Here is a 25,286-nt window from a genome sequence, read left to right as displayed (position 1 = left end):
ACCGACTCGTCATTTTATTACAAAAAACCTGTTCTGTCAATTGAGCGAAGAACACTCGCGAAACACATTATACTACCCAAAGCAACGGATAATACAACAACGCTTTGAAATTATCTTTAACGAACAGTTCAGTACTCGATACCTTTCCTCGCTTGGACTCCCTTGGAATAATAATGTTTTATCTCAACCATTTCGGTTACCAAATCCGCCACATTGATCAACTCTTCAGGTGCGTACCTTCCAGTGATGATCACTTCTGTCCTTTCATGTCGTTTGGAAACCACTTCGAGCAAATCTTGAACGCTGAACAAACCAAGAAACACCGCGATGTTCGCTTCATCCATTATAACGATGTCGTACTCACCACTACTCACGACCTCTCGGCATCTCTTCAAACCCTCCATCGCGAGTCTCACATCTTCTTCGTCCGGTTTTCCATGGATGAACTTCGGCCTACCAAACCTTTCCAAAGTAACGTTCTCGAAACGCTTCAAAGAGTGCAACTCTCCGTAGTCCATCCCTTTCAGAAACTGAGCGATGTACACCCTCATCCCATGACCAAGAGCTCTCAGGGCCAAGCCGAGAGCCGCGCTCGTCTTACCTTTACCGTTCCCAGTGTAAACGTGTACGAATCCCACGAATTCTCTCCTCCTAAGTGATCATGATCGGTGGAACTTTGAAATCCTTGTCACCTATCCGCTCGGATTGCTTTGGGAACAAAAGAGAGTATATCGACGTCGCCCTGATATCGTACAACAGTTGCTGTTCGAACAACTCAGGATGGATCTGGAACCGCTCAGGCTTTTTCATCGATTGATCCAAAACTTTTCTGTACAGAGAGCACAGCGAGATGATCGGTACACGAGAAACGCGTTTCATCTTCGATAGGAGTTCTCTGCCCTTCGCAGAAAAACCCAACACCCTCAGATACTGTGGGCCAAACGTGTTAGACTTCTCCACAAAATCGCTCGTAACATCGAACAGAGCATAAAGGCACAGCCTTCGGATCTTACTCAACGTGAAGCGCCTGCTCTTAACGCACGCAAAGAAATCTTCTAAGCTCGTTGCCTTCGATGCACAATCGATGAAACGTTTGTCCAGTCCTTCATCGAAGCCGTGAAGCCTTTGAAGTTGGGCTCTATCCATAAGCCTCAACTTTGAGAGAATCAGAGTTTCCATATGCTGTAGGAGAACGGGCCCTCTACCTTCGTTCAGTTCGCGCGAGACGACCCTGAGGCTATTCACGGGCAATGCCTTGGCCACTTTTTCCCAGTCTCCGTTCGATATGCACTTTCTTATCGCCGTCGCACTCGAAAACTTGCCCTGGAATCGTTCGTCTCTGTCTTCCGCACCAACCCTCTTTATTACGTGTGGTTTTATTTGGCTGCCCAGAATCATCAACGATCTGATGTATTCCACACCGAGTATGTCGTTCGATTTTTCTATTCTCAGAACCTGTTTCGGATCCATCTCCTTGGTCAGGTCGAAGTACCTCATCAAAGCGTACTTTCTCGCGTTCGGGAAAGAATGCCCTTTCTTCAGTTCTTCTCTCATCAACGTAGGGAATGGGTCTGGTTGTTTTACCATCACCTCGGCGATCTTCTGAAGAAAGGATAAGTCAGCCGATTCGCTACCAAAAACGATGTCCGTCACCACGTTCGTGTTGTGCAACGACCACACCGCACCGCGCGCGAAGCCACCCGCGTCTTGAACTGCGTAAACAAAAGGAAGTTCGAGAACCAAGTCTACTCCGTTCAGCAGGGCGATTTCGGTTCGAGCAAACTTATCTATGATGGCTGGTTCTCCTCTCTGACAGAAATTGCCACTCATCACAGCCACGACATAATCTGGCTTTACGAGTTCCTTTGCCAGCGTCAAGTGATACAGATGACCGTTATGGAAAGGATTGTACTCGACGATGATCCCAAGTACTCTCATGGCGCACGCCTCTCCATCCTTATCAAGCTGAATTGAAACGACAAGAGAATCAGGGACAACAGCAGCAAAAAGATCGACAGCCACTTCACCAAACTGACTTCGCTGTGAGTCCCGAGAAGGTCTGCGGCCCACCAGCCGATCCCATTAGCGACCATCCTGTAGATCTGAACGGCTATAGAAGATGCGTTTGAGGAAAATGCGAAAGAAAGAAAAACCATGTAATTGTCTCTGTTCGCTCTCGCCAAGGCGTAGAGAGAGGTACAAAGACCAGAAACTGTGAAAAACAGTGCGAACGCCAAGAACCACTTCGAAGTTTTCACAGAAACATTGAGAAAATCGTTCAAGAACGGTGAAAAATGGCTCAGGAGTGAATAACCTACGAGCATCAAAAGTCCGAGACTGCACCAAAGTATACCCACGAGGGTCGCCAAATAGAGTATGGATTTCACCGACATCACCCCAATCATATCCTTGAGACGAGTAACTTTGCCAGCTTTGCACTTCCAAGAATCTTTGTGAGTTCGTCCAGGGACGCTTCTTTGATTTGCTCAACACTCGAGAACCTTTCCATCAACTTCTTTCTCCTTTTTGGTCCTATCATGGGTATCGTCTCTATGATAGATTCGAGCAACTGCCGATCTCGCAATCTTCTGTGAAAGATGTTAGCGAATCTGTGTGCCTCATCTCTGATCGCAACGAGCAAGCGTACCACAGGGTGATCCGTGGGAAAGGGAATTTCCCCATCAACAGTACAAACGATCTCTCGAGATTTAGCCAAACCAACCACGGCGCATTCTCGCCCAATTTCCTTCAGAGCGTCCGCCACAGCTCGAACCTGACCGACACCACCGTCTACGAAGATCAGGTCGGGCACTGGGTACTTGGAATACCTGCGCTTGATCACGCTCTTGAGAGCCTCCAGATCATCGTTGAAGACGTTGGAGATTCTGTAATGTCTGTAGAGTGACTTTACAGGAAAACCATCCCTGAACACAACAACAGAAGCCACGGTGAGTTGTCCCTGCAAATGTGCCACATCGAATCCCTCGACTAAGGTTGGAACGGTTGAAAGTTTGAGCAAATCCCTCAACTGCTCGAGTGCACCAAGATTGAGCCCCAGTTTCTGGGCGCTCATGATGGCATTTTCTCTCGCTTTTCTCATCAGCTCAAATTCTACCTCGTCCACAGGGGGTCTTATTTCAGCGTCGATGTCGAGCTTGATTGGCTTTTTCGTCAGAACAAGTTTCGGCAGTTCGTTCTTGTTCACTATGTAATAGTGGAAGAGAAAGTCCTCGATTTTTGCTGAATCGAGCGTATAGTCGAGTTTGGCAACGATGTTTCCTCCCCTGACACGCAGTACCACGTAGCACTTACCGCTGTTAGCCACAACATCTAAGTTACGCCAGGGCTCGAGCACCACACCCTGACCTTCCAAAAGATGCTGCAGGTTGAACAGAAGATCTCTGTATTTGGCAGCCGTCTCAAAATCCAGCATGGCCGCGTGTTTTTTCATCTTCTCTTCCAGCATCCTGTACGTTTCCTGTGTTTCACCTTTCAGAAATCTTCGCAAAGGCTCAATACTCTCACGGATGTAAGTTTCCGGGTCCACCTGGTGGGAGCACGGTGCCAGACACCTGTGCAGCTGATGTTCAACACAAGGTTTTCTGACCTTCGTCAAATCCCTTTCGCACGTTCTGAACTGGTATACCTGCTGCAGATAGTCTAAAAGGTTTCTCAACAACGTGATGTTCGTGTAAGGTCCGTAGTACTCTCCCTCGACCGTTCTTTTCCTGACTATCCTCACCAGCGGGAAGTCATCTTTCGTTATCTCAACGTAGGGATAGTATTCGCTTTCTTTGAGCATCACATTGTACTTTGGTTTGTGCTGAAAGATCAAACTGGCCTCGAGCAGCAAGGCTTCTTTTTCGCTCGAAACCACCAAATAGTCCAGATCAACAGCTTCCTCCAACAAGGCCTTCACTTTTGTGTTTCTGGTGTGAGCGGAATTGGAAAAATAAGTCATCAACCTGCGGCGCAAATCCTTAGCTTTACCTATGTAAAGGTATTCACGTCCCACGCCGTAGAAGATGTAGACACCAGGTTTTCTTGGGGCAAGTTCCGCCTTCCTTCGAAGGTCCATCACCTGGCCTCCGGTTTCTTATTTTACCTGTTTACCGGCAAGAAAATCCCTTGAAGTCCTGTTGGGGTGGTGTTATCATCATTATTGAGAATGAATCTCAACAAGAAAGGGGTGAAGGACGTGTCGCTCTCGGACGTGCCCGTAGGGTTCGAGGCAACGATTATTTCTGTTCCCAACGATTCGGTTGGCAACAGGTTGCTTTCGATCGGTTTCGTGCCCGGTAGCAAGATCAAGGTCATCATGTCCGCCCCCTTGGGTGATCCAAGGACTTACCTGGTCATGGGCAAGATGATTACTTTGCGGAACGACGAAGCGAAGCGAATCACGGTGACTCTGGAAAACGGGATAGAACTGCTTTCCGATGTGACCGAAGGAACCTGGAAAATCATTCACTTGTTTGGGGGCTTGCATTTCCAGACGAAACTCAGGATGATGGGAATCGAGCCCGGCAAGATTGTCAGTGTTCTGTCAAAAGGTCTCGTAAAAACAGAAAAAGGCGTTTTCAAGATAGGAAGCGGTATGGCCAGGAGAATCCTCGTCAGGAGGGATGAAGCTTGACAATTCGTGTTGCCCTCTGCGGCAATCCCAACGTCGGAAAGACCAGCCTCTTCAATGTTCTCACCGGTATGAGGCAGTACGTCGCTAACTGGCCCGGCGTGACGGTGGAGATAAAAGAAGGTGTGAGAAATTGGAAAGGACACCAACTGATCGTGACGGATCTGCCCGGTACGTACAGTCTGCTTTCCGTTTCCATGGACGAAAGGATCGCACGGAATTTTCTGCTTTACAACACTCCTGATGTGGTTGCGGTCGTTGCCGATGCTCTCTCTCTTGAACAGGGACTTTACTTGCTTCTGGAAGTGATAGAACTCGAAGTGAAGGCCGTTCTGGTCGTGAACGCAATAGACGAGGCCAGAAAGAGTGGAATAAACATAGACAGGCAAGAGCTCTCTAAACATTTGAAGGTCCCCGTCGTGCTGACGAGCGCCGTGACTGGAGAAGGCATCCATGAGCTGCTGGACGTGATTGTCGCGACTGCTTCCACTGAATCGAAGAGGATTCTGTTCAGTTTCAGTGGCGAGATTGAGGCAGCTATACAACAATTGAAAAGCATCATAGAGGCCCAGATCGGCGAATCTGCTTCGCGATGGTTCGCGATAAAGTATCTTGAAGGAGATCCGGAGACTGTCCAGAGGTTAGCTGAACTGACCATACCACCCGGAAGTTTGAAAACTCAGATAAGCAAAGAGAGGTATGAACACATACGTCTCATTATTAAAGAATCCGTTGCTGCCACGTCGAAACGACTTTCCTTGAGCGAAGCGATAGACCACGTCATGACTCACAAGTTCATCGGAATACCCATCTTTTTGGCCATCATGTATCTGGCGTTCAACTTCGCTTTCGAAACTGTTCAGCCGCTGAGTGACCTGCTTGATGGGTTTTTCACCTACCTCGCTGAAACAATCAAAACACGTCTCGGTGAGAACATCGTCTCGTCCATGCTGGCAGATGGAATCATAGCTGGCGTTGGTTCTGTCCTCACCTTCGTTCCAAACATCTTCGCGCTGTTTTTCTTACTCGGCGTAATGGAAGATTCAGGATATCTACCGCGAGCAGCTTTCGTTATGGACAGAATCATGTACACTCTAAAACTTTCAGGGAGATCCTTCATGTCCTTCCTTCTCGGTTTCGGTTGCTCCGTACCTGCCGTGCTCTCCACGAGGGGCATATACGATACGAGGGAAAGGATCGTGACGGTTCTCTCAGTACCGTTCATATCTTGCAGCGCCAGACTACCCGTGTACCTTTTGATAGCTTCGATCTTCTTTCCCCGAAACCAGGGCTCGGTCGTTTTTTCAATCTATCTTTTGAGTATATTCATGGCGATGATGAGCTCGCTCGTACTTAACAGGATCATATTCAAAGGTCAGCGTGGCTTTTTCGTCCTGGAACTTCCGAGGTACAGATTACCTACACTGAAGAATTTGGCTCTCTACACGTGGCTGAGGGGCAAACACTTCCTCGTCAAAGCAGGTACCATCATATTCGTGGCATCGATCGTTCTGTGGGCCACGATGTATTTTCCGGACCCCCACGATGTGACGAACTCGTTCGCGGCACAAATAGGTAGAGCGATCTCGTACGTCCTGAAACCGCTGAACTTCGACTGGCGCGCTTCAACTGCTTTGTTCTTCGGTGTGGCGGCGAAAGAAATCATAGTCTCAACGTTCGGGATGATCTTGGGTGCAGAGCCAGGAACGCTGGTGGAACGAATGTCACATCTGTTCGATCCTCTGACAGCTTACAGTTTCATCGTGTTCGTTATGGCGTATGTTCCGTGCCTCGCAACGCTCGCAACGATCAGGTCGGAAATCGGCACGAAGTACGTCATCATCGCGGTGATTTACAGTTTCTTCGCTGCTTATCTCATGGCCCTGGTTGTGAAAACGATAGGAGGTGTGCTGCTGTGAAGCTACTACTCTTGATCGAACATTTGGTGGCGGTCTTGCTGTCCTTTTACATGTTCAAAAGCGAGGCTATGCTCGCCATTTGTGTGTTCATCTTCTCGCTCGTCTATCTTTTCGGTTTGCTGGAGTCGAGAAACGATCCTCATAGGATATACGCACACGCCATGGTGGGAGGCGTTCTGTTCTTCATCGTCGGAGCTTTGACCTTGCTGAACGATCTATCGAAGCTGCAATTGAAGTTCAACCTATCGAGGACTTTGATGATAATACTCGGCTCGGCTGGGTTAATCCAAGCACTGAGAGTGAAGAGACATTTCAAATGAAACGGACGATGAGAAAGTAAAATCCAGCCGAAGCAAGGGCACTCACTGGGACGGTCGCAAACCACGAGATCAGGATGTTCTTCAAAACCCCAACGTTGACGAGTTCCAGACCGCGTGCCATGCCGACACCGACCACGGAACCTACCACAACGTGAGTGGTGGAAACAGGTAGGCCAAGCACAGAAGCGAGCAACACGGTCGAAGCGGTACTGAAATCGATACAAAATCCTCGAGAATTGTTCAGTTGGGTGATTTCCTCTCCAACTGTTTTCATAACCTGCTGGCCGAGTGAGAGCGCTCCTACGGAGATACCGAGACCACCGAACGCAAGCAACCAGAGTGGTACGTGAACTTTCTGGGCCACGTTTCCATGAGATATGATCCAGTAAACCAGAGCGAGTGGACCAACTGCGTTGGCCACATCGTTAGCACCATGAGAAAAGCTCACGTAACAGCTCGTCATGATCTGCAATCTTTTGAAAACTGACTCGACGTATTCGTATTCATCTGAATTCGATTTGAGCCTGTGCAACAGAACCACTCCGAATACGCTTGCGATACTCGCTATGATTACAGACCAAGTCAAGCTCCTGTCGAACGATACTTTCAGAGTTTTGAGACCGAACAGCAAACACACTATGAAAAATGTGGCGAAAACAATCACTGGTATCGCTTTCTTCATGGCACTTGCGGGATGGACCCTTCTGAGGATCGTGTGAGATATGATCTTAAAAAGCACATAAGCCAGCAACCAACCGGCGATAGGTGACAGAACCCAGCTGATAACGATGCTGATCATTCTCTCCCAGTTGACCGCATGAAGACCCGCACTCGCTATTCCAAAACCCGCCATACCTCCAACGATCGAATGTGTGGTTGATACGGGCATACCCCAGACGGTCGCCAGCAAGATCCACACTGAGGAACCGAGCAGAGCAGCCAGCGCACCCGCGAGGACCACTTTTGGATCGTTCATGAATTCAACTTTCACGATACCTTTCGTTATCGTTGTCGCCACATGCGACCCGAACATCACGGCACCCAAGAACTCGAGAACCGCTGCAATCATCACCGCTTGCCTGGCAGTTATCGCTCGTGCGCCTACCGCCGTGGACATGGAATTCGCCACGTCGTTCGCACCTATGGATAAGGCCATGATGAAGCCTATGACGAACGCTATGAACGCTATCACTTCGATCACTCCTCAGCTCCTGGCGATCATTCTAATCCTTTCGGCGACGTTCTCCGCACGGTCCGCGGCTCGGGTCAGCAACCGCGTGATCTTTTCAAGGTACATGATGTCCACCGGATGGAGCACGTTTTTGAGCGAGAAGATCTTCTTGGCGAGGGCGAGTGACAATCTGTCCGTTCCACTTTCATCGGACTCGACCCTCTGTGCGAGCATGTTCTCCTCGCTGGCAACCACTGGTGAAAAAGCGGATTCGACGAGTTTAGACAGCTCCCGAACGGACTCCACCATGAACTTGACCGCATCCTGAACCTTCTCGGCGAGGTCGAAAAGCATATCCATCAATTCTTTCTGCAGAGGCTTATCGAACCTGTATATAAAGAGCAGTTTCACAAAGTCATCCACGGCGTCGATCACGGCATCCTGGTCGTGAAGTATCAGCAACAGATCAACCCTGTCGAAGTAGACAAACTTCAACCTCGAATACACCTCTCTGATCCTGATCTTTATCTCGTCCGCTTCGTCTTCGAGCTGGTCGACCATCTGAACTAATTCATCCAGGGGTTCGTTGCGGAAAAACTTTTCCAGTGCCACCGTGATCTGTTCCGTAGCTTTTTCGACTAACTTCGCGTGATCGTACAGCAGCTTCAAAGGTGACTCGGGGGGGAAAAGTTTCCCGATGAACTTAGCCATGCGCTTCACCTCATCCGTAGAGAAGATATCCCACCAGGCCAGTCAAGAGAACCAACGGTAACATCCTCAGAATGGTTTTCGATAAATCTACCCTGAAGTATTTCAGCGTCAAAACCAGGCACAGATGTACCGGTGAGAGCAACACTCCAAGAACGGAGAACACATAAATCAGAAGTCCGATTTCTTCGCCGCCCATACCCACAACCACAGGGTACGATATGCCCACCGCCGCATGCGTTATGCCTGTCGACATACCAGAGAGCAAGGGCAAAACGATTGCGACGAGCTTTGAACTGAGTCCGAACCCTGTGAGCTCCTGGCTTGCACGTTCACCCAGTCCGAAGTCTACCATAGCATGTTTGAACATGAACACGATCAGAAGCACGGGTACAACATCGAGCCTTTTCAGGGTGCGCTTCACAGCTTCCAGAACATGTTCGTGTCTGACTATCGCGTACAACGAACTCACCAGAAGTAGTGCGAGCCAGCCTTCCATTTTGAAGAGAAGTATCATCAGTCCAACGGAAAGGACCAAAATTAAAGGCCAGAGTTGCTTCCACTCCGATCGACTGAGCCTGTTGAATTTTGGCAGTTTCAAACCGTTCAGGTACAGCCAGCCAAAGAGAAATGACACCAGGAAGAGTGGGAAGAGCTTTAAGGAAATCACTCCCACCTTCATGGAAGTCAATCCAGCGAGCAGGTACATCGCGGGATAGACTGGCCAGAAGAACTCCAGACAGTGCCGGAACCAGTAGTTGACCATCAGCTTTTCCAGACTGGACATATCTTTCCCGATGTAATCCACCAACGGAGCTGTGAACATAGCACCTGCTGGCATCGGCATGAGACCAATCGCGGACGGAATGAAGACCACAGCGCCCCTTGAACCATGAAACAATTTCTGTACAGATTGCGCCATTTTTTCAGCGTCCCCAGATGTTTCCATGATCTCGCCAAGGAAATATATGAAAAAGATGGCTGGAACGAGCGTTAGAAAAGATCTATCCTGAAGAGCAGCAAACAACAATTTGATTGGTGCAGTTCTCACAGCACCGTTCATGAATACGAAAAAGCCAAAACCTGATATCATAGATAAGAGCAAGATTTTGGCCAACCGCTGTACCACCATTATCAAAGCTAATGAAAAGATGATTGAAAAGACGACCACGACGTTTCCTCCCGAGCACGATTCTAATATTACCGATGGGGTGAGAGCGTGTGATCAAAATTAAGAGACTGTATGAAGAAGGCAAAGATTTTTTTGCCGTGAGCGATGAAAGCCCTTTCTATCCAGACGGTAAAGGCGGTCAACTGGGCGATCGCGGTACTATAGGACCCGCAAGGGTGCTCTTTGTGAAAGAAAGTGGTGGCGAAATTCACCACAAGATAGACAGACCCATCGAGATCGGAGAGTACGATTTCCAGATCGATTTGACCCGGCGCGAAGATATCGCGGTGCAGCATTCCGCACAGCACATCCTTTCGGCAGCATTCTTGAAAATAGCGCAGGCACAAACTTTGAGCTTCCATATGGGTGAAGAATCATCAACGATAGATATCGACTCACCGATTCTCACCGAAAGGACCATAGAAGATGTGGAAGATCTGGCAAACAAAATCGTCAGAAGCCATCTGAACGTAGAAATCCTCATCGTTGACAAGGATGAAGCCGAGCGAATGAATCTGAGAAAATCTATAAGTGAAAAGGTTGGACAGAACGTCAGGATCGTTAAAATTGGGGACTTCGATACAGCCGCCTGTGGAGGGTTTCACGTCCAAAATACTGGTCAAATTGGGATCATCAAGATCATCGACTGGGAGAAAGTGAAGGGCACTTTGACGAGGGTCTACTTCGTCGCAGGTGCAAGGGCTCTCAAACACTTTCAAAAGTGCATCTTCGTAACGAAAGCTCTTCAAAAGGCCCTCACCTGTTCTCTGGAAGACCTCGGGACCAGGGTCGAATCTCTGATAGAGAAGGTCAAATTCCTCTCTTCTCAACTCGAGAGACTGTCACAGGAACACGCGGAAGCCATCAAGAACAGCTTGCCGGGCAGAGAGATTTCCGGTTACAGGGTCAGTTTTTACGAGGGGTTCGATGGTGTGGCAAAAGCGTTGTTGAAAAGTCACAATGCAGACCTCATGGTTTGTAAAGTCGAGGAAGAATTCGTTCTGAGTTCAGAAACACTGGACTGCGCACAGATCGTTTCGAAGCTGAAATTGGTTTTGAACGCGCCGGGCGGTGGCGGCAAAAAACGTGGCTCGGTGAAAGCGAACATCAGTATGGAGGAGTTCCTGAACGCTCTCGAAAAAGCGATGGGGGTGAAAGAATGAAGTTATCGTTCGCCAGACTCCCTACACCGATTGAAATTCTGCCGAGGCTCAGCAGGCGTTATGAACGTGAGATATTCGTTAAAAGGGACGATCTCACAGAGTTCATATCCTCAGGCAACAAGATTCGCAAACTCGAGTTCCTCCTGGCCGACGCAGTACGAAACAGATGTGATACGGTGTTCACCTGCGGCGGGGAACAATCCAACCACGCACGCGCGACCGCTCATCTGTGTGTCAAGCTCGGTTTGAAACCGGTTCTGTTCCTGAGAGAGAGCCAGCCGGAACAGAACAACAACCTCTCAAGGAGAATCAGGAGTTTCTTTGCGAGTGATGAGGCCGAGTGGAAATACTTCAAAGAAGCAGTTAACGGAAATCTTTTGATCGACAAACTGCTCGGTGCTGAGATCGTTTTCGTTTCTCAACAACAGTACGCGAAGATCGACGAGGTTTTTGAAGAGTACAAAGAAAAGTACGAGTCCCAGGGTCGAAAGGTTTACATCATACCGGAAGGAGGATCGAACGCGCTGGGGGCGCTCGGTTACGTCTGGGCCGTGGCAGAGATGACGAATCAGATCGACCTTTCACAGATCGACGCCATCTACTGCGCCGTAGGCAGCGGTGGTACCTATGCCGGTTTGCTCGCAGGTCTGAGATTCCTCGGATACGAAACGCCCGTCATAGGGATCAACGTGACCAAAAGGGAAGCAAAATATTTCGTGGAGAAGGTGTTGAAGATCGTCGATGAACTCGCCGAATACGGAATAAGAGTGAACGTGAAGCCTGAAGATATCAAAATCACGGATGATTTCAGTGGCCCGGCGTACGCTGTGCCAACCGAGGCCGACGTTGAATGCATAAAGATAACGGCATCAACAGAAGGAATCGTGCTCGATCCGGTCTACACATCCAAGGCGTTCAGAGGCATGCTTCAGACGAGCAGGAGAGGTCAAAAAGTTCTGTTCGTTCACACCGGTGGCACGTTCGGTCTGTTCGCGCAGGCGCACAGGTTCATGGAGCTGTGAAAAGGTTCATCCTTTTCTGTTTCGTCGCCTTTTCGATGTTTCTTTCAGTATCGTGCGTGAATCTGGCCGGCTCCAACATCACAGTCATTCTGCCGGACAAGTTGTACGCCGGTAGGCCGTTTGAGCTGAAGATCGGCGTCGTTGATTGGCTCGGAGTTCCTTTGAAGGGTGTCGATGTGAACGTGAACGGTTTGACCTTCACGACGGACGAGTCTGGGTATGCGAGAGTACCTTTGTTTCTCAACGCAGGTCTTTACAAACTGAAGGTGAGCTACAAAGAAGTCACGGAAGAAATCCTTCTCAACGTGCAAGAGGCCTCCTGGCTTGTTCTCTGCTGGTTCGGTGCGGACAACAACCTCTCAAACTACGTGAGTGGCGATCTTGTAGAAATGCAGATGGCAGCGAAAGACGTTGCGGTCATAGCGTTTGTGGATCAGAGTGGGAATCTGAACGATGGAGTCTACGCACTTTCAACCGATGGAAGGTTCGTCAAGGTGGAATCGTTCGCGAACGATGTCAACAGTGGATCTAAGGATAGTCTTTCACGTTTCGTCGAAAAATACCACGCGTACGCCGCGAGGAGGAAGGCGCTCGTTCTCTGGAACCATGGGACGGCGTGGGACGACACCGATCCGTACAGAGTCAAGGGTATTTCCTACGATGACGAAAGCAGGGAATTTTTGAAAATTTTGGAACTGAAAGAAGCCCTGGAAAATCTCCGGTGGGACGTGCTGGGCTTCGATGCGTGTTTGATGGGTTCAGTGGAAGTTCTTTACGAACTGAAAGATCTCGCCGACTACTTCATCGCTGCTCCAAGTTTGATACCAGCTTCGGGGTGGAACTACAAATTTCTCAGTGAGGTTTCACATGTTGAACCTGAAGATTTTTGCAGGAAGGTAATTGGGTACTGGAGGCAAACTTACAGTGGCACCGATTACGAAGATGCACTGAACGGCTGGCGTTCAGACCAGCTGGGCAGAGCTGTGAGCGTTCTGGCCACCATGACGAATGGAACTCCTGCGATCCAGATCCGTGCGACTGTTTACAGCGATAGACCTCGTCTGTGCGACCTTGGTGAAGTTCTGGGACAATTTGGATGGGATCAAGCCCTGAGTGAGTTCCAATCGGCACGGATTCCAGAAGTCACTGACCTCAAAATCTATCTCAGTGTGTTCTTACCTATGGATAAGAATGAACTCGAAAACTACTACGATATGTATTCTCAGCTCTCTTTCGCCAAGCATACCGGATGGCTCGATTGGCTGGACAATCTGTGGTGAATTCCTTGTTCACAGTGAAATTACTTTTCGTTAATCGATCCTGTCCGTATCTATTTTGTGGAGAGCGCGCTCGGATGAAAGGAACCAGTACGAAACCGTAATTGGCATAGGTCTACCCCTTCGGTGCCGGAGACTTTTGTTATCCTTAATGATTATTATCAACCCCACCTCCGAGGTTTTTGAGAAAGTGTCCCTTTCCGCATCGCCTTCTATTCTGGCTTTCTTCTCAGATGAAGATCGCGCCAAGAATGTGCTTATGAACGAGTCATCGAACGCAAAGAAGCTCAGACAAGCATCAGCGATGATAGAATCTTGCTCAGACTGCCTCAGGAGGTGGATAGGTTGAACAGAAAACTTCTGCTCCTGTGCTTTTCATCTTTGCTGCTCCTCATCTCCTGCGTTCCTGTCTGTGACGAAACGGGCTCTCTCGTCGTGAAATTCGTTTTCACCAAGGCGATCCCGAGCAGCATGCCGACCTCGGCGCTCATCGTACTCAGCAAGGGTATGAGGACTCTCTCCAAAGATGTGAACTTGGTGAACCAGGACGGCGTCGTCTTTCAATCGATCGAGAAAGGCGTCTGGGACGTCTACGTCGAGCTCAGAGACGACCAGGGCTACGCGATTTACATCGGTCAAACACGGGCGGAAGTCGTTGCGGGGAAACAGAGCACAGTCAGCGTGCCCATGACTCTGAACTCCGCGGATCTAAAGATAAACGTCTCAGTCGCGTCTACTCAAGCAGGCAGTGTGGAACTGAGCGTATGGTCCTCACAGAGTTTCATGAACGAAACACGAAATCTTCAGAGCGGCAAAGCGACCTTCGAGTTTCACAACCTCGCGAGCGCGGTGTGGAATGCCAGGCTCACTCTGTACGATCAGTCGGGAACAGAAATGCTGGTATGGCCTGAAAACGCGTCGATTGGGCTGGAACTTCAACCTGGCAGGATGAACGAGTATTCGTTCAGAATAGACGAATTTGGGAACGTCGAGCTTTTAATAAGCATAGAGAGTCCTCAGACAGTTTCCACAGCCACACTCACGAACACCGACGAAGGAATCCTGATTTCCTGGTTGCCAGTGGAAAGAGCTTCCATATACGAAATATACAGGCTGGAACAAGATTACTGGGTCAAAGTTTACGAAGGAAGTTCCACTTCGTTCCTCGATCGAGATGTGGTAGAAAACGTTGAATACTGTTATGTTTTCAATGTCGTGAGTGAAGATGGAAGGCACAGTGGTTTTTCCGAGCCTTTCAGGATCGTCAGGGACACGCAGAGGATTTTCATCGCTTTCGCAGACAACACGATAGCCCGATTCAGGATGGGTCAGTCATCGATAACCTCCGTTGCTTCCAGTTCGGTTTCGGAGGAAATCAAAGCGCTGAGGGCCGTGGGAAATGATCTGTACGTTCTCACTTCCGGTTCCTTGTTTCAGCTGAACGCAAACGATTTGAGAACATTATCCAGCTTCAAGCACAACACTCTTCTCTTCAGCCAGAATTTCAGTATGAACGATGAATGTCTGTTCTTATATTCATCTGGCACGCTCAAGAAATTGCCGTATTTGGATTTGAACCGGATCAAAACCTTATCGATAAACACGACCACGATAGATGCGGACCGTTACGTGGTCGCTCTGAGTAACCAAGACCTCCACGTGATCGATCCTGAGACTTTTCGAGTACTCCTCGTTCAGAGAATAGAAAATCCGGCAAGGGTTTTCACGCGAGGACAGTTCGTGTTCGTGCTTTGCGAGAACAACGGCACATACACGCTCGATTCTTACACAATGAACGCTTCAACTTTGCTTCCAGAGACCAGCTATCCTGTGAACGGCGACGTTAGATGTCTGGACGCTTCGAGCGATCTATTCTGCATCGGAGTTTACAACAGTGGAGTCTACTTAGGTAGGATCGGAAAAGCAGGTCTCATCAGGCTGAGCTCGACATTCCCCAAAGCCGTCAAGATGGTTGGAAACCTGTTGTACATACTGTATACTAACAAGCTGGAAATCTACTCGATCGATCCAGAGACCCTCTCAGCCACTCAGATTCTGTCGGCCGTTCTTTCACAGAATGCAGTGGCACTGTTTGCCGATTGAAGTGTTCTGGGGGTGAAACGATGTGGTTGATCCTCTCTGACACGCACGACAACTTGAACAGCATCGAAAGATTCGTTGAAGAGGCGAGACGTCGAAACGTGACACACGTGTTCCACTGTGGTGATGTAGTATCACCTTTCGCGCTGAACAGATTGTTGAAGATCGAAGCAGAATTCCACGCAGTCTTCGGTAACAACGATGGAGAAGTACTGCTTCTGGCCCAAAGAGCTTCGGGAAGGATCGTCAAAGGACCCATCGAGCTGGTAGTCGATGGAAAGAAGATCGTCATGATGCACGAACCGTTCGCGTTGGAAGCCCTCCTAATTTCTCAGCAGTACGATTTCATTTTCTACGGGCACACGCACAAACTCGATGTACGAAAGCAGGGCAGGACCGTTCTGGTCAATCCAGGCGATGGTAGTGGATACCTGGCCGAAAAGCCGAGCGCCGTTTTCGTGGATCCAGAAACTGGGCAGGTTGATGTGTACCGATTGTGAAGAAAAAAAGAATCCAGTGTAAACTGACGGACCGCTGGCGCCGTGATCGCCCACAGAATCGCACTCTCCGACCGACCACATTTCTGAGAAGAATTGTATTTAACCCGATTTAGAACCAGAAGTGCTCGCTCATGAATTGATTTTCTGTCCAATCCGGTGGTAAAGGGCAGAAAGCATATGCTATCGAGTTAAAATACAAAATTTAAATTTTTTTCTTCTAAAAGGGCCGCTTTGACGGCCCTTTCTTTCACTTCATATAATCCACGTAGCATCTATTCGAAAGGAGTGATCGCATGAGACGAGTAGTCATCACGGGAATGGGTATAGTCAGTCCGATCGGAATTGGAAAAGAAGAGGTCCTCGCCAATCTGGAACGTTCTACCGTTGCCATCGATCGTATCAGCAGTTTCGATGCCAGCAAGCTTCCCGTCAGGATAGCGGCTGAGGTGAAGAATTTCGATGTTGAGAAATACATAGACAGAAAGCTCGCGCGGAGGACTGACAGGTTCGTTCATTTCGCCCTCGTCGCCTTCAAAGAGGCGCTCGAACAGGCGAAGATAGATCTTTCAACCTTCTCCGAGAGAACAGCGGTGCTCGTGGCCTCGGGCATGGGCGGTTTCATCACCCTCGACACGGAGAACAACAAGTTCCTCGCGGAGGGTGCCTCCAAGGTCAGTCCCTTCCTGATACCCATGTTGTTGATCAACATGGCCTCGGGGATCATCTCGATAGAGTACGGTCTGAAAGGGGTTAACTTCGCACCGGTGAGTGCCTGTGCAGCTTCTGGACACGCGATCGCGTTGGGTACCTTGTTGATCAGACACGGATACGCTGACGTGGCCATCGTTGGTGGTTCGGAGGCCACGATAGCCCCGCTGCCGATAGCAGGTTTTGCGAGCATGCGAGCACTCTCAACAAGGAACGACGAACCGAAGAAGGCTTCCAGACCTTTCGATGTTCAGCGTGACGGTTTCGTGATGGGCGAGGGCGGTGCCATACTCATCCTCGAAGCCGAAGAAATCGCGCTTCAGAGGAATGCAGAAATCATAGCTGAAGTCAAAGGGTTCGGTATGAACGACGATGCTTACCATATGAGTGCTCCAGACCCGGAGGGACGTGGCGCGGAAAAGGCCATGAGGATGGCTTTGGAAGATGCAAAACTGTCTCCCGAAGACATCCAGTATGTGAGTTGCCATGCGACGAGCACACCTGCTGGAGATGTTGCGGAAGCCAAGGCGATCGAGAGGATTTTTGGAAAGAACGTACTGGTGAACAGCGGCAAGGCCTTGATGGGGCACCTGCTCGGGGCGGCGGCAGCCGCCGAAACGGTGATCGGAATTCTGCAGATGCAGGAAGGCTTTCTCCATGCGATGCCAAATCTGGACGAGAAAGATCCAGAGGTGAACATAAACGTCGTTGGCAAAGAACCGATCAAAGTCACGATCGATAACTTCGTCAAAAATTCTTTCGGCTTCGGGGGCCACAACGTGTCGATCGTCATCGGGAGGTACGAGCCATGAACGTGGATGAAATACTTCAAATCCTACCACACAGATTTCCCATACTGCTCGTGGACAGAGTTTTGGAGAAAGATGGGAAGAAAATCGTGGCGATCAAGAACGTTACGATCTCGGAGATCGTCTTTCTGGGACATTTTCCGGAGTATCCCATCTATCCCGGTGTTCTGATCATCGAAGGCATGGCCCAGGCGGCGGGGCTGTTGCTCCTGAAACCTGGAGAAAAAGTGGTTCCCTTGTTCCTGGGCATAGATAACGCGCGGTTCAAGTCGCCCGTCAGGCCTGGGGACGTTCTACGTTACGAGGTAGAAATCGTCGAGAGCAAACTCAACGTGGTGAAAGTGAGAGCAAGGGCGACTGTGGACGAAAGGCTCGTCGCGAGCGCCGAACTTCTGTTGGGAGTGAAGAGACGTGAAGAACAGGGTGACTGAACTTTTCGGCATCGATCATCCCATCATCATGGGTGGCATGGCCTGGGCCGGGACAGCCAAGCTCGCCGCGGCCGTATCGAACGCGGGCGGCCTGGGAATGATTGGCTCCGGTGCGATGAGGGCACAGCAGCTGAAGGAAGCGATCGAGCAGATCAGAAAACTCACCGATAGGCCTTTTGGCGTGAACGTGATGCTCGCTTCTCCTTACGTTGAGGAACTTCTGGACGTCATCGTTCAAGAGAACGTGCCCGTGGTTTCGTTCGGCGCAGGCAATCCAGTCAAGTACATTCCGAAGTTGAAGGACCGGGACATCAAGGTTATCGTCGTGGTCGCTTCCGATTCGCTGGCGAAACTCGTCGAAAGGGCTGGTGCCGACGCCGTCGTGGCCGAGGGTATGGAATCTGGTGGACACATAGGAGAGGTCACCACGATCGTGCTGGTCAACAAGGTCGCAAGGTCTGTGAACATACCCGTGATCGCCGCCGGAGGCATCGCAGACGGTCGCGGTATGGCAGCCGCATTCGCACTCGGGGCTGAGGGTGTCCAGATGGGAACGAGGTTTCTCGCCACCGTCGAAGCTGAGGTACACGAGAACTACAAGAAGAAGATCCTCAACGCGTCGATAAGGGACACGGTGGTGACAGGTGCAAAACTCGGTCATCCCGCACGCGTGATCAAAACGCCGTTCGCGAGACAGGTCCTCGAACTCGAAGTGAAGAGTCCAGAAGAGGCGGAATCCATACTCGTCGGGAGTTTGAGAAAAGCCGTGATCGACGGAGATCTCGATGCTGGTTCCTTCATGGCAGGTCAGGTGGTCGGTCTCATAGAAGACATACCCACCGTGAAAGAGTTGATCGAGAGGATCATGAAAGAGTTTCATGAAACGGTACAAAAAATCTGCAGGGAGGTGGAAGTGTGTTAGCCTTTGTCTTTCCCGGTCAGGGCTCACAATATTCCGGCATGGGAAGAGATTTCATGTCTTATCCAAGGGCTCGATACTTCTTCGAACGGGCGAAGGAAGTGCTGGGCATAGACATGTACCAGCTGATGAATGCGGAAGAGGAAATCCTCAAAATAACGGAGAACGCTCAACCGGCGATATATCTTGCAAGTTACATAGCCTTCGACGAGCTGGTCCGAAACGGTGTCGTGCCCAACGTTGTGGCAGGTCACAGCCTTGGTGAGTACACCGCGCTCGCAGCCGCGGACGTTTATGACTTCGAGCTCGGTCTGTATCTCGTGAGAAAGAGAGGCGAGTACATCTCGCAGGCCGTTCCACCGGGACTGGGCGGTATGGCCGCCGTGATCGGAGCGGACGCATCGAAAGTCGAGGAAACCATCGCGGACATAGAAGGGGTGTGGATCGCGAACTACAACGCACCGGACCAGGTCGTGATCAGCGGTTCAATGGAAGCGGTGAGAAAGGCATCAGAGAAGTTGAGAGCTGTTGCGAAACGGGTGATAGAGCTGAAAGTGAGTGGGCCGTTCCATACACCGTTGCTCGAATCCGCGCGCGAAAAGATGGCGAAGGAACTCAGGGGAGTCAAGTTCCGGAGGCCAAGATGGCCGATCGTCATGAACAGCACTGCTAAGGAAACGACGGACCCTGAAGAAATCAAAGAAAACATCCTCGCGCAGATAAGCGGTCCGGTGAAATGGTACCAGTCGGTAGACAGGATGGTGTCTATGGGTGTTCACGGCTTCGTGGAAGTCGGACCTCAGAAGGTTCTGACGAATCTCATCAAGAAAATGAAACCAGAGGCCTCACAGCATTTTTCAGAGATTCTGGCAGAAGAGAAGAAACCGATCCCACAAGTTGTGTGAACTGCGATCTTGGTAGAAAAGGCGGGTTTATCCCGCCTTTTGTTTTTGTCCACATCGTGAAAAGTCCATGTGGAAATCTCGTGTTCGGTCCTTACGGTTGAACGCGATTGTGGGTTGCCACGTTTTTTTCTCTGGCTCATGCCTCTGATCCACGAGCGCACTTTCCTGTAACTCCACGCCGAAATACCTGGTTCCTGTTCTATAATTTATCTCAGGGCAACGTGAATGCTCGCAGTTCTCGTTCATGGGGTCTGCCCAGGCGTTGAAGTGTTGCTCGAAGGACTGAAACGTGAGGGATTGAACCTGGCAGAGATCGACGAACGTGCCGTTTTCTCACAAAACATTTCTTCGCGTCAAACTCTGAAAGAAACCATCGATGTTCTCCACAAGCTTCGTGCAAGAAAGGTTTTATTCATCGGGAACGATGGGCTTTTGCAACTCTCTTACGGTGTTTGTTCGACGGGCTTTCAGGTGGCTTACGTTCCTTCGGCAGACTCGAGTCTGGCAGGAAAGGCCATGGGAACTTCAACAGTCGCAAGATTTCTCTCTCACCTTTTGACCCTGTCAAAGGAGATGAGACACTGCAACACGGTGAAGGTTCTGTTGCCTATCGGTTTGAGAAACTTACTATCGAAGCTTCCATCGTTCCTCGAATCGATCGACGAAGATGAAGGTTGTTCTTTGTTGGTTCCAGGCAGTCAGGTGAAAGAAAGCAGGATCGATCTCAGAGAATTTCTCAACTGCTTGGATATCGACGAACGAGAAAGACAGCACCTGCAAACGCTGGCGCGGAATTTATGCGAAGCTTTCACGAAATGGAAGAAGGTCCACCACGTTTTCTGTTTTGATGAAGAACCGGTTCCGATCTCAAAGGTTTACGAACTCTGGAAGAAGGTGAAGGAAGATGAAGGGTCATCATCCGTTCGTGAAGTGGGCGATCAAGAGTATCGAAAGCTACATTCTGGATGGAAGGATGGTTGATCCGATCAAAGACGGCGCCCCGGAAGAATTGTTGAATCGCAGGGCGGGGGCTTTCGTCAGCCTGCATCTCCTGGATGGATCTTTGAGAGGATGCATCGGGACTTTCATGCCAACCAGATCGAACCTGGCGCTCGAGATCAGAGACAACGCGATCGCCGCCGCGACACAGGATCCTCGATTTGAACCGGTGACGCCAGAGGAACTGGACGATATCGAAGTCACAGTGGACATACTCAGCGAGCCTGAGAAAGTGGCAGACACCAGTCAACTCGATCCGAAAAGGTACGGCGTGATCGTCGTCAGTGGTTACAGGAGAGGGTTGTTACTGCCCGATTTGCCCGGTGTGGACAGCGTTGAAGAACAGCTCCGAATAGCACTCAGAAAGGCCGGAATTTCAGAGCGGGAACGTTTTGACGTGTACAGGTTCACAGTCGAGCGGTACCACTGAGAGGTGATTTCGTGCAGAGGATGGCACTTTACTTTTCCACCTTGGATGAAAACAGAATCAAATGCGAACTCTGCCCCCATCACTGCGTGCTCGAAGATGGACAGGTTGGTCTTTGCCTTGCCCGGCGCAACCAGAGTGGAGTGATGGAGACGCTGAATTACGGCGAAATAACCTCCATCGCTCTGGATCCGATCGAGAAAAAACCGCTGTTCCATTTCAATCCCTCGGAGTACATACTCTCTGTGGGAACGTTCGGTTGCAACATGAAGTGTTTCTTTTGCCAGAACTGGGAGATCTCGCAGCAGGTTGCACCCACGAAGCGCGTCTCGCCGCAACAGCTGGTCTCGATCGCGCAGAGCAGGGGATCTCGTGGTATAGCGTACACGTACAACGAGCCGTTCATCTGGTACGAGTTCGTCCTCGACACGTCGAGGGTTGCGACGAAAGAGGGTCTCTACAACGTGCTCGTAACGAACGGTATGATCGAAAAAGAACCTTTGAAACTTCTGCTTCAATCTATTCACGCTATGAACATCGATCTCAAAGCCTTCGACGAACGTACCTACGCGAGACTTGGCGGAGACCTCAAAACGGTGCTGAACACGATAGAGACGTGCGTTAAAGCCAACGTGCACGTCGAGATCACGACGTTGATCGTGCCACAGCTGAACGACGATCTGAAACTTCTCGAAGAAGAGTTCCGCTGGATAGCAAGTCTCGACAGGTCGATACCTTTGCATCTTTCCAGATACTATCCATCTTACAAGTACAACGCTCCGGCAACGTCGCCAGCGTTCTTGATCGAAGCCTACAACCTCGCCAGGAAGTATCTCGACTTCGTCTACATCGGGAACCTCTGGGATCCCGAATACGAGAAAACGGTGTGCCCGGACTGCGGAACGTTATCGATCGCGCGTAGAGGTTACGAGGTGCAGATTGTTGGACTCGACGCGGAGGGAAGGTGTAGCAAGTGCGGCAGAAAGATAGTAAGAATCTTTTGAAGCTCGATAGGAAGATCCTGTTGGTTGCCGTTTCTCTCGTCTCCGTTGTGCTGATCATTTTTTTAACGTCTTTTCTGAAAGCGCCCCCGAACTATTACGAACTGACCGGTTTCACGCTCGGGACCTACTGCAGAATCGTGGTCTCTTCCAGAAAAGGTTCCAAAGTTCTGGCCCAGGTCATATTCAACGAACTCGATAGAATTTACAAGAAGTTCAATCCCAACGATCCGGCGAGCGTGATCAGCAGGATCAACGCCTCGAACGATTGGGTCGATATCGATGAGGAAACTTTCGCCCTACTCGATGCAGCCGTCCGCTTCAGCAAGCTCACCAACGGCGCTTTCGATCCAACCTTAGGTGAACTGATCCGCCTCTGGGGTTTCGATAAGATAGCGGAAGCACCTCCAAGCAGAGTTCCTTCGCTCAAAGAGATAGAAGAAGCTCTCAAGCACATTGGAACAGACAAATTAGAACTGGATTTTCAAAGAAGAAGGGTGCGACTCCTGAATGGAGCAAAGCTGGACCTTGGTGGAATAGCGAAAGGTTATGCCCTGGACCGGGCGTACCAGGTGGCAAAAGAAGTCGATAAGGACTGCACGGGCTTCGTCGAAGCCGGTGGGGATATCAGGATACTCGGTCCGAAGTTTGGGTCCAGGCCCTGGGTAGTGGGTGTGAGGAATCCCAGGCAGAGTGACGCAGCCATAGCGTATCTGTATTTGACCTCGGGCGCGGTTGCAACTTCAGGCGATTACGAAAGATACTTCGAAGTCGGAGGGGTTCGTTACCATCACATACTCGATCCCAAGACTGGTTTTCCCGCCAGAGGGGCCATCTCGGTCACCGTGGTTGCGGACAACGCGGTAACGGCGGATGCCCTTTCAACGGCCGGGTTCGTCATGGGAACGGACTGGGAATACGTGGTACTCGAGTTCCCAAAGTTTGGAGGAAACGTTCTCATGGTCACGGACGATGGTTCGATAAGACGCTCACCAGCGATGGTCGTCTATGAACAGTCGCGATGAGCTCTTCAAGAAACGCGATCTTTTTCTCATCATCTCACTAATGGTAGTTTTTCTCGGCCTTTACTGGGGGAAATCTCAGAAAGGGCAAACCGTTGAAGTCTTCGTCGGTGGAAAACTGTCCATGCAGATCAGAGTGGCCGGATCGTACGAACTCCACGATGGCGACAAATACTTGATGAAAGTGGTCTTCGACGGTCAAAAGGTCCACGTTGAAAACGCCGACTGCCCTCTGAAAATCTGTGAGAAGACAGGGCGTGTGGGACCTGGCGGTGTGATCATCTGCGTACCCAACAGAGTGCTCATAAAGTTCAGAAAGGTTTCCAACGAGGGTGTGGACGTGATGACCTGGTGAACGTTCGAAGGCTGGCTCTAATTTCTTCTCTCGCCTCTCTTGGAAGTGTCATCTATTTTCTTGAAACGTTCGTGCCGTTCCCGTTGCCTTACGGTCGCTGGGGTTTATCGAATCTGGTCGTTCTGATCGCGGTGATGCTGTATGACTTCAAGACAGTTTTAGCTGTGAGCCTTCTGAAGAGCGTCGTTGGTTCTCTAATCACAGGAAGGCTCTTCAGCATCGTGTCTCTCATGTCCGTGGCAGGTTCCGTAGCAGCCGCAACGGGTGAATACATCGCTTACAGGAGTTCTATATTCGGGCTGGTCGGCATCAGCGTTCTCGGAAGTGTTGCCAACAACGTGGCACAGGCGCTCGTTGGCGCCATGAGCATAAGAAGCTGGTCTTTCCTGCTCATACTCCCGCAAATGCTTTTTCTCGGTGTACCCGGAGCGATCCTCAACGCTTATCTGGCAGAGAGAGTGGTGAGACGTGCGAAGGATAATTTTGGCTTCAGCGTCGCCCAGGAGAGCGCAGATAATGAGCATGATACTAGAAAGATTCGAAATCATCGCACCGAAGGTTGACGAGCCACACTTCTCTACGCCTCAGGAAACAGCCGAAAAGCTCGCGCTGCTCAAAGCCGTGAGCGTTTTTGAAAGCAACAGGGACGCCCTGGTTATCGCCGCCGACACGGTGGTCGACCTGGACGGTGAAATACTGGGCAAGCCATCGAACGAACTCGAAGCGCGTGAACAGCTCTTCAAGCTCATGGGTCGGTGGCATCGAGTACACACTGCAGTGGCAATAGTGAGTCAACATGAGACGTGGCTGAACCTGAAGTCCGCGAGTGTCAAGTTCAGGGATGTTCCCTCGGATTTCGTTTTTTTCTACTCCTCGAGATACTCACTGGACAAAGCTGGTTCTTACGGGCTTCAGGACATCGGAGCGGTCTTCGTTGAACGCGTGGTCGGTGATCCGTACGTCGTCATCGGCCTACCAGTTTACGAGGTATGGAACTATCTGTATTCGAGGGGGATCTGGCGTGTTGAAACCACGTGAGAGAATGAAAGTCGCAGGCCCCGAAAGTCTGTCGATCGAAGAGCTTCTCGCCATAATTCTGAGAACTGGCAAAAAGGGCAAGAGCGTGTACGAACTGGCACAGGAAATCATCCACAGGTTCGATGGTTCGTTGAGAGCCCTGTCGAACGCGTCGCTCGAAGAAATCGCTGCCATAGACGGTGTGGGATTGGCGAAAGCGGCGAGTGTCAAGGCTGCATTGGAACTTGGAAAGCGCCTCTACACGGAGCTCGCAAAACCACGGACGGTTTTGACCAGCCCCACGGCCATATTCGAGTTCTGCCACGACATGAGATTGTATGACAAGGAAATCGCGCGCGTTTTGCTCCTCGATAGTAAACTCTCCCTGATCACTTACAGCGATGTAACCGTCGGTACGAACAACCAGACGCTCCTGCACCCGAGAGACGTTTTTCGACTCGCTGTGCGCGCGAACGCCAACGCCCTGATCCTCGTGCACAACCATCCATCCGGTGATCCTTCTCCCAGCAGAGACGATGAGACGATCACGCTGAGCATGGTTGAAGCCGGACGCATCCTGGGTATAAAGCTTGTGGATCACGTCATAATTGGCAGAAACGGCTATTACAGTTTCAGGGCAGCGGGAAAGATCAACGAAAACTGATTTAGCTGTGATAAAATTGGCGATGAAAGAACAAGACTGGAGTGA

General features: G+C 50.3%; 27 protein-coding genes. 20 read left to right on the top strand and 7 right to left on the bottom strand.

The genetic code is table 11. From position 1 onward, the window contains the following. Nucleotides 1-128: 128 nt before the first annotated feature. Genes cobO through uvrC form a run of 4 tightly spaced genes read right to left on the bottom strand, consistent with a single transcriptional unit; the run spans nucleotide 129 to nucleotide 4,078 of the window. Nucleotides 129-638 (bottom strand): cob(I)yrinic acid a,c-diamide adenosyltransferase, encoded by a 510-nt coding sequence (gene cobO, locus TSP01S_RS03940; RefSeq protein WP_041076655.1) that lies wholly within the window; start codon nucleotides 636-638, stop codon nucleotides 129-131. 13 nt (nucleotides 639-651) lie between these two features. Continuing rightward, complete coding sequence (locus TSP01S_RS03935) at nucleotides 652-1,938, bottom strand: nucleotidyltransferase (RefSeq protein ID WP_041076653.1); 1,287 nt, start codon at nucleotides 1,936-1,938, stop codon at nucleotides 652-654. After that, a complete protein-coding gene (locus tag TSP01S_RS03930) occupies nucleotides 1,935-2,387 on the bottom strand; it encodes a hypothetical protein (protein WP_041076651.1) in 453 nt (150 codons plus the stop codon). The genes TSP01S_RS03935 and TSP01S_RS03930 overlap by 4 nt, the downstream gene beginning before the upstream one ends. A 14-nt stretch (nucleotides 2,388-2,401) precedes the next feature. Continuing rightward, the gene (gene uvrC, locus TSP01S_RS03925; protein WP_041076649.1) at nucleotides 2,402-4,078 is read right to left on the bottom strand and encodes an excinuclease ABC subunit UvrC; all 1,677 of its coding nucleotides are present in this window, start codon (nucleotides 4,076-4,078) and stop codon (nucleotides 2,402-2,404) included. 90 nt (nucleotides 4,079-4,168) lie between these two features. On the opposite strand from uvrC, the gene TSP01S_RS03920 reads away from it, so the two are divergent. From TSP01S_RS03920 to TSP01S_RS03910, 3 genes are read left to right on the top strand one after another with little or no spacing between them, the layout of a single operon-like run. After that, nucleotides 4,169-4,636 (top strand): FeoA family protein, encoded by a 468-nt coding sequence (locus tag TSP01S_RS03920; protein ID WP_052463490.1) that lies wholly within the window; start codon nucleotides 4,169-4,171, stop codon nucleotides 4,634-4,636. Then, nucleotides 4,633-6,552 carry a ferrous iron transport protein B gene (gene feoB / locus TSP01S_RS03915; RefSeq protein WP_041076646.1) on the top strand — a complete coding sequence of 640 codons (1,920 nt, stop codon included), beginning with the start codon at nucleotides 4,633-4,635 and terminating at the stop codon, nucleotides 6,550-6,552. Before TSP01S_RS03920 ends, feoB begins: the two co-directional genes overlap by 4 nt. Then, nucleotides 6,549-6,872 carry a hypothetical protein gene (locus tag TSP01S_RS03910; protein WP_041076644.1) on the top strand — a complete coding sequence of 108 codons (324 nt, stop codon included), beginning with the start codon at nucleotides 6,549-6,551 and terminating at the stop codon, nucleotides 6,870-6,872. Before feoB ends, TSP01S_RS03910 begins: the two co-directional genes overlap by 4 nt. Here TSP01S_RS03910 and TSP01S_RS03905 read toward each other — a convergent pair. Genes TSP01S_RS03905 through TSP01S_RS03895 form a run of 3 tightly spaced genes read right to left on the bottom strand, consistent with a single transcriptional unit; the run spans nucleotide 6,865 to nucleotide 9,922 of the window. Beyond that, a complete protein-coding gene (locus tag TSP01S_RS03905) occupies nucleotides 6,865-8,064 on the bottom strand; it encodes an inorganic phosphate transporter (protein WP_041078410.1) in 1,200 nt (399 codons plus the stop codon). The two genes, TSP01S_RS03910 and TSP01S_RS03905, sit on opposite strands and share 8 nt — an antisense overlap. 12 nt (nucleotides 8,065-8,076) lie before the next feature. Beyond that, nucleotides 8,077-8,754 carry a DUF47 domain-containing protein gene (locus TSP01S_RS03900; RefSeq protein WP_041076642.1) on the bottom strand — a complete coding sequence of 226 codons (678 nt, stop codon included), beginning with the start codon at nucleotides 8,752-8,754 and terminating at the stop codon, nucleotides 8,077-8,079. Between the two features lie 10 nt (nucleotides 8,755-8,764). Next, complete coding sequence (locus TSP01S_RS03895) at nucleotides 8,765-9,922, bottom strand: DUF401 family protein (protein WP_041076640.1); 1,158 nt, start codon at nucleotides 9,920-9,922, stop codon at nucleotides 8,765-8,767. Nucleotides 9,923-9,972: 50 nt separating this feature from the next. Here TSP01S_RS03895 and TSP01S_RS03890 point away from each other — a divergent pair, with 50 nt between their 5' ends. The 17 genes from TSP01S_RS03890 to radC all read left to right on the top strand — a co-directional run bounded on the left by TSP01S_RS03890 (nucleotide 9,973) and on the right by radC (nucleotide 25,241). After that, nucleotides 9,973-11,085: an alanyl-tRNA editing protein gene (locus TSP01S_RS03890; protein ID WP_041076638.1), complete on the top strand. Its 1,113-nt coding sequence runs from the start codon at nucleotides 9,973-9,975 to the stop codon at nucleotides 11,083-11,085. Continuing rightward, nucleotides 11,082-12,107: a D-cysteine desulfhydrase family protein gene (locus tag TSP01S_RS03885; RefSeq protein ID WP_041076635.1), complete on the top strand. Its 1,026-nt coding sequence runs from the start codon at nucleotides 11,082-11,084 to the stop codon at nucleotides 12,105-12,107. The genes TSP01S_RS03890 and TSP01S_RS03885 overlap by 4 nt, the downstream gene beginning before the upstream one ends. Then, complete coding sequence (locus TSP01S_RS03880) at nucleotides 12,104-13,387, top strand: clostripain-related cysteine peptidase (protein WP_041076633.1); 1,284 nt, start codon at nucleotides 12,104-12,106, stop codon at nucleotides 13,385-13,387. Before TSP01S_RS03885 ends, TSP01S_RS03880 begins: the two co-directional genes overlap by 4 nt. A 342-nt stretch (nucleotides 13,388-13,729) precedes the next feature. Then, complete coding sequence (locus tag TSP01S_RS03875) at nucleotides 13,730-15,487, top strand: fibronectin type III domain-containing protein (protein ID WP_041076631.1); 1,758 nt, start codon at nucleotides 13,730-13,732, stop codon at nucleotides 15,485-15,487. A 20-nt stretch (nucleotides 15,488-15,507) separates the two neighbouring features. Continuing rightward, nucleotides 15,508-15,984 carry a metallophosphoesterase gene (locus tag TSP01S_RS03870; protein ID WP_041076629.1) on the top strand — a complete coding sequence of 159 codons (477 nt, stop codon included), beginning with the start codon at nucleotides 15,508-15,510 and terminating at the stop codon, nucleotides 15,982-15,984. A gap of 293 nt (nucleotides 15,985-16,277) precedes the next feature. After that, nucleotides 16,278-17,504 (top strand): beta-ketoacyl-ACP synthase II, encoded by a 1,227-nt coding sequence (gene fabF, locus TSP01S_RS03865; RefSeq protein ID WP_041076627.1) that lies wholly within the window; start codon nucleotides 16,278-16,280, stop codon nucleotides 17,502-17,504. Continuing rightward, a complete protein-coding gene (gene fabZ / locus TSP01S_RS03860; protein WP_041076625.1) occupies nucleotides 17,501-17,932 on the top strand; it encodes a 3-hydroxyacyl-ACP dehydratase FabZ in 432 nt (143 codons plus the stop codon). The genes fabF and fabZ overlap by 4 nt, the downstream gene beginning before the upstream one ends. A gap of 28 nt (nucleotides 17,933-17,960) precedes the next feature. Continuing rightward, entirely contained in the window at nucleotides 17,961-18,854 is an 894-nt protein-coding gene (locus TSP01S_RS03855) for a nitronate monooxygenase (RefSeq protein WP_052463621.1), read from the top strand. Then, nucleotides 18,848-19,756, top strand: coding sequence for an ACP S-malonyltransferase (fabD, locus tag TSP01S_RS03850; protein WP_041076621.1), 909 nt, complete (start codon nucleotides 18,848-18,850; stop codon nucleotides 19,754-19,756). The genes TSP01S_RS03855 and fabD overlap by 7 nt, the downstream gene beginning before the upstream one ends. A 225-nt stretch (nucleotides 19,757-19,981) precedes the next feature. Next, nucleotides 19,982-20,737: a hypothetical protein gene (locus TSP01S_RS03845; RefSeq protein ID WP_041076619.1), complete on the top strand. Its 756-nt coding sequence runs from the start codon at nucleotides 19,982-19,984 to the stop codon at nucleotides 20,735-20,737. Beyond that, nucleotides 20,661-21,185: an AmmeMemoRadiSam system protein A gene (amrA, locus tag TSP01S_RS03840; protein WP_041076618.1), complete on the top strand. Its 525-nt coding sequence runs from the start codon at nucleotides 20,661-20,663 to the stop codon at nucleotides 21,183-21,185. Before TSP01S_RS03845 ends, amrA begins: the two co-directional genes overlap by 77 nt. Nucleotides 21,186-21,196: 11 nt before the next feature. Continuing rightward, nucleotides 21,197-22,186 (top strand): AmmeMemoRadiSam system radical SAM enzyme, encoded by a 990-nt coding sequence (gene amrS / locus TSP01S_RS03835; RefSeq protein WP_041076616.1) that lies wholly within the window; start codon nucleotides 21,197-21,199, stop codon nucleotides 22,184-22,186. Continuing rightward, nucleotides 22,156-23,208 carry an FAD:protein FMN transferase gene (locus tag TSP01S_RS03830; protein WP_052463489.1) on the top strand — a complete coding sequence of 351 codons (1,053 nt, stop codon included), beginning with the start codon at nucleotides 22,156-22,158 and terminating at the stop codon, nucleotides 23,206-23,208. The genes amrS and TSP01S_RS03830 overlap by 31 nt, the downstream gene beginning before the upstream one ends. After that, entirely contained in the window at nucleotides 23,192-23,560 is a 369-nt protein-coding gene (locus TSP01S_RS03825; RefSeq protein ID WP_041076612.1) for a NusG domain II-containing protein, read from the top strand. The genes TSP01S_RS03830 and TSP01S_RS03825 overlap by 17 nt, the downstream gene beginning before the upstream one ends. After that, on the top strand, nucleotides 23,557-24,123 hold the full coding sequence (locus tag TSP01S_RS03820; RefSeq protein ID WP_052463488.1) for a Gx transporter family protein: 567 nt from the start codon (nucleotides 23,557-23,559) through the stop codon (nucleotides 24,121-24,123). The genes TSP01S_RS03825 and TSP01S_RS03820 overlap by 4 nt, the downstream gene beginning before the upstream one ends. Then, a complete protein-coding gene (locus TSP01S_RS03815; RefSeq protein ID WP_052463487.1) occupies nucleotides 24,077-24,598 on the top strand; it encodes a Maf family protein in 522 nt (173 codons plus the stop codon). The genes TSP01S_RS03820 and TSP01S_RS03815 overlap by 47 nt, the downstream gene beginning before the upstream one ends. Beyond that, nucleotides 24,564-25,241, top strand: coding sequence for a RadC family protein (gene radC, locus TSP01S_RS03810; RefSeq protein WP_171816827.1), 678 nt, complete (start codon nucleotides 24,564-24,566; stop codon nucleotides 25,239-25,241). The genes TSP01S_RS03815 and radC overlap by 35 nt, the downstream gene beginning before the upstream one ends. The last annotated feature ends 45 nt before the right edge of the window (nucleotides 25,242-25,286 follow it).

It is taken from the genome of Thermotoga caldifontis AZM44c09 (genome assembly GCF_000828655.1).
Lineage (GTDB): Bacteria > Thermotogota > Thermotogae > Thermotogales > DSM-5069 > Pseudothermotoga_A > Pseudothermotoga_A caldifontis.
The sequence above is the reverse complement of the archived record's forward strand: the minus strand, read 5'-3'. Positions and strand labels throughout refer to the sequence as shown.

What these genes read in the sequence shown, in the direction of transcription:
- TSP01S_RS03935 (WP_041076653.1), bottom strand. Translation starts at nt 1,938, where the DNA reads ATGAGAGTACTTGGGATCATCGTCGAGTACAATCCTTTCCATAACGGT.
- uvrC (WP_041076649.1), bottom strand. Translation starts at nt 4,078, where the DNA reads ATGGACCTTCGAAGGAAGGCGGAACTTGCCCCAAGAAAACCTGGTGTC.
- TSP01S_RS03920 (WP_052463490.1), top strand. Translation starts at nt 4,169, where the DNA reads ATGAATCTCAACAAGAAAGGGGTGAAGGACGTGTCGCTCTCGGACGTG.
- TSP01S_RS03900 (WP_041076642.1), bottom strand. Translation starts at nt 8,754, where the DNA reads ATGGCTAAGTTCATCGGGAAACTTTTCCCCCCCGAGTCACCTTTGAAG.
- TSP01S_RS03885 (WP_041076635.1), top strand. Translation starts at nt 11,082, where the DNA reads ATGAAGTTATCGTTCGCCAGACTCCCTACACCGATTGAAATTCTGCCG.
- TSP01S_RS03870 (WP_041076629.1), top strand. Translation starts at nt 15,508, where the DNA reads ATGTGGTTGATCCTCTCTGACACGCACGACAACTTGAACAGCATCGAA.
- fabF (WP_041076627.1), top strand. Translation starts at nt 16,278, where the DNA reads ATGAGACGAGTAGTCATCACGGGAATGGGTATAGTCAGTCCGATCGGA.
- fabZ (WP_041076625.1), top strand. Translation starts at nt 17,501, where the DNA reads ATGAACGTGGATGAAATACTTCAAATCCTACCACACAGATTTCCCATA.
- TSP01S_RS03855 (WP_052463621.1), top strand. Translation starts at nt 17,961, where the DNA reads ATGGGTGGCATGGCCTGGGCCGGGACAGCCAAGCTCGCCGCGGCCGTA.
- TSP01S_RS03845 (WP_041076619.1), top strand. Translation starts at nt 19,982, where the DNA reads ATGCTCGCAGTTCTCGTTCATGGGGTCTGCCCAGGCGTTGAAGTGTTG.
- amrA (WP_041076618.1), top strand. Translation starts at nt 20,661, where the DNA reads ATGAAGGGTCATCATCCGTTCGTGAAGTGGGCGATCAAGAGTATCGAA.
- TSP01S_RS03825 (WP_041076612.1), top strand. Translation starts at nt 23,192, where the DNA reads ATGAACAGTCGCGATGAGCTCTTCAAGAAACGCGATCTTTTTCTCATC.
- TSP01S_RS03815 (WP_052463487.1), top strand. Translation starts at nt 24,077, where the DNA reads ATGAGCATGATACTAGAAAGATTCGAAATCATCGCACCGAAGGTTGAC.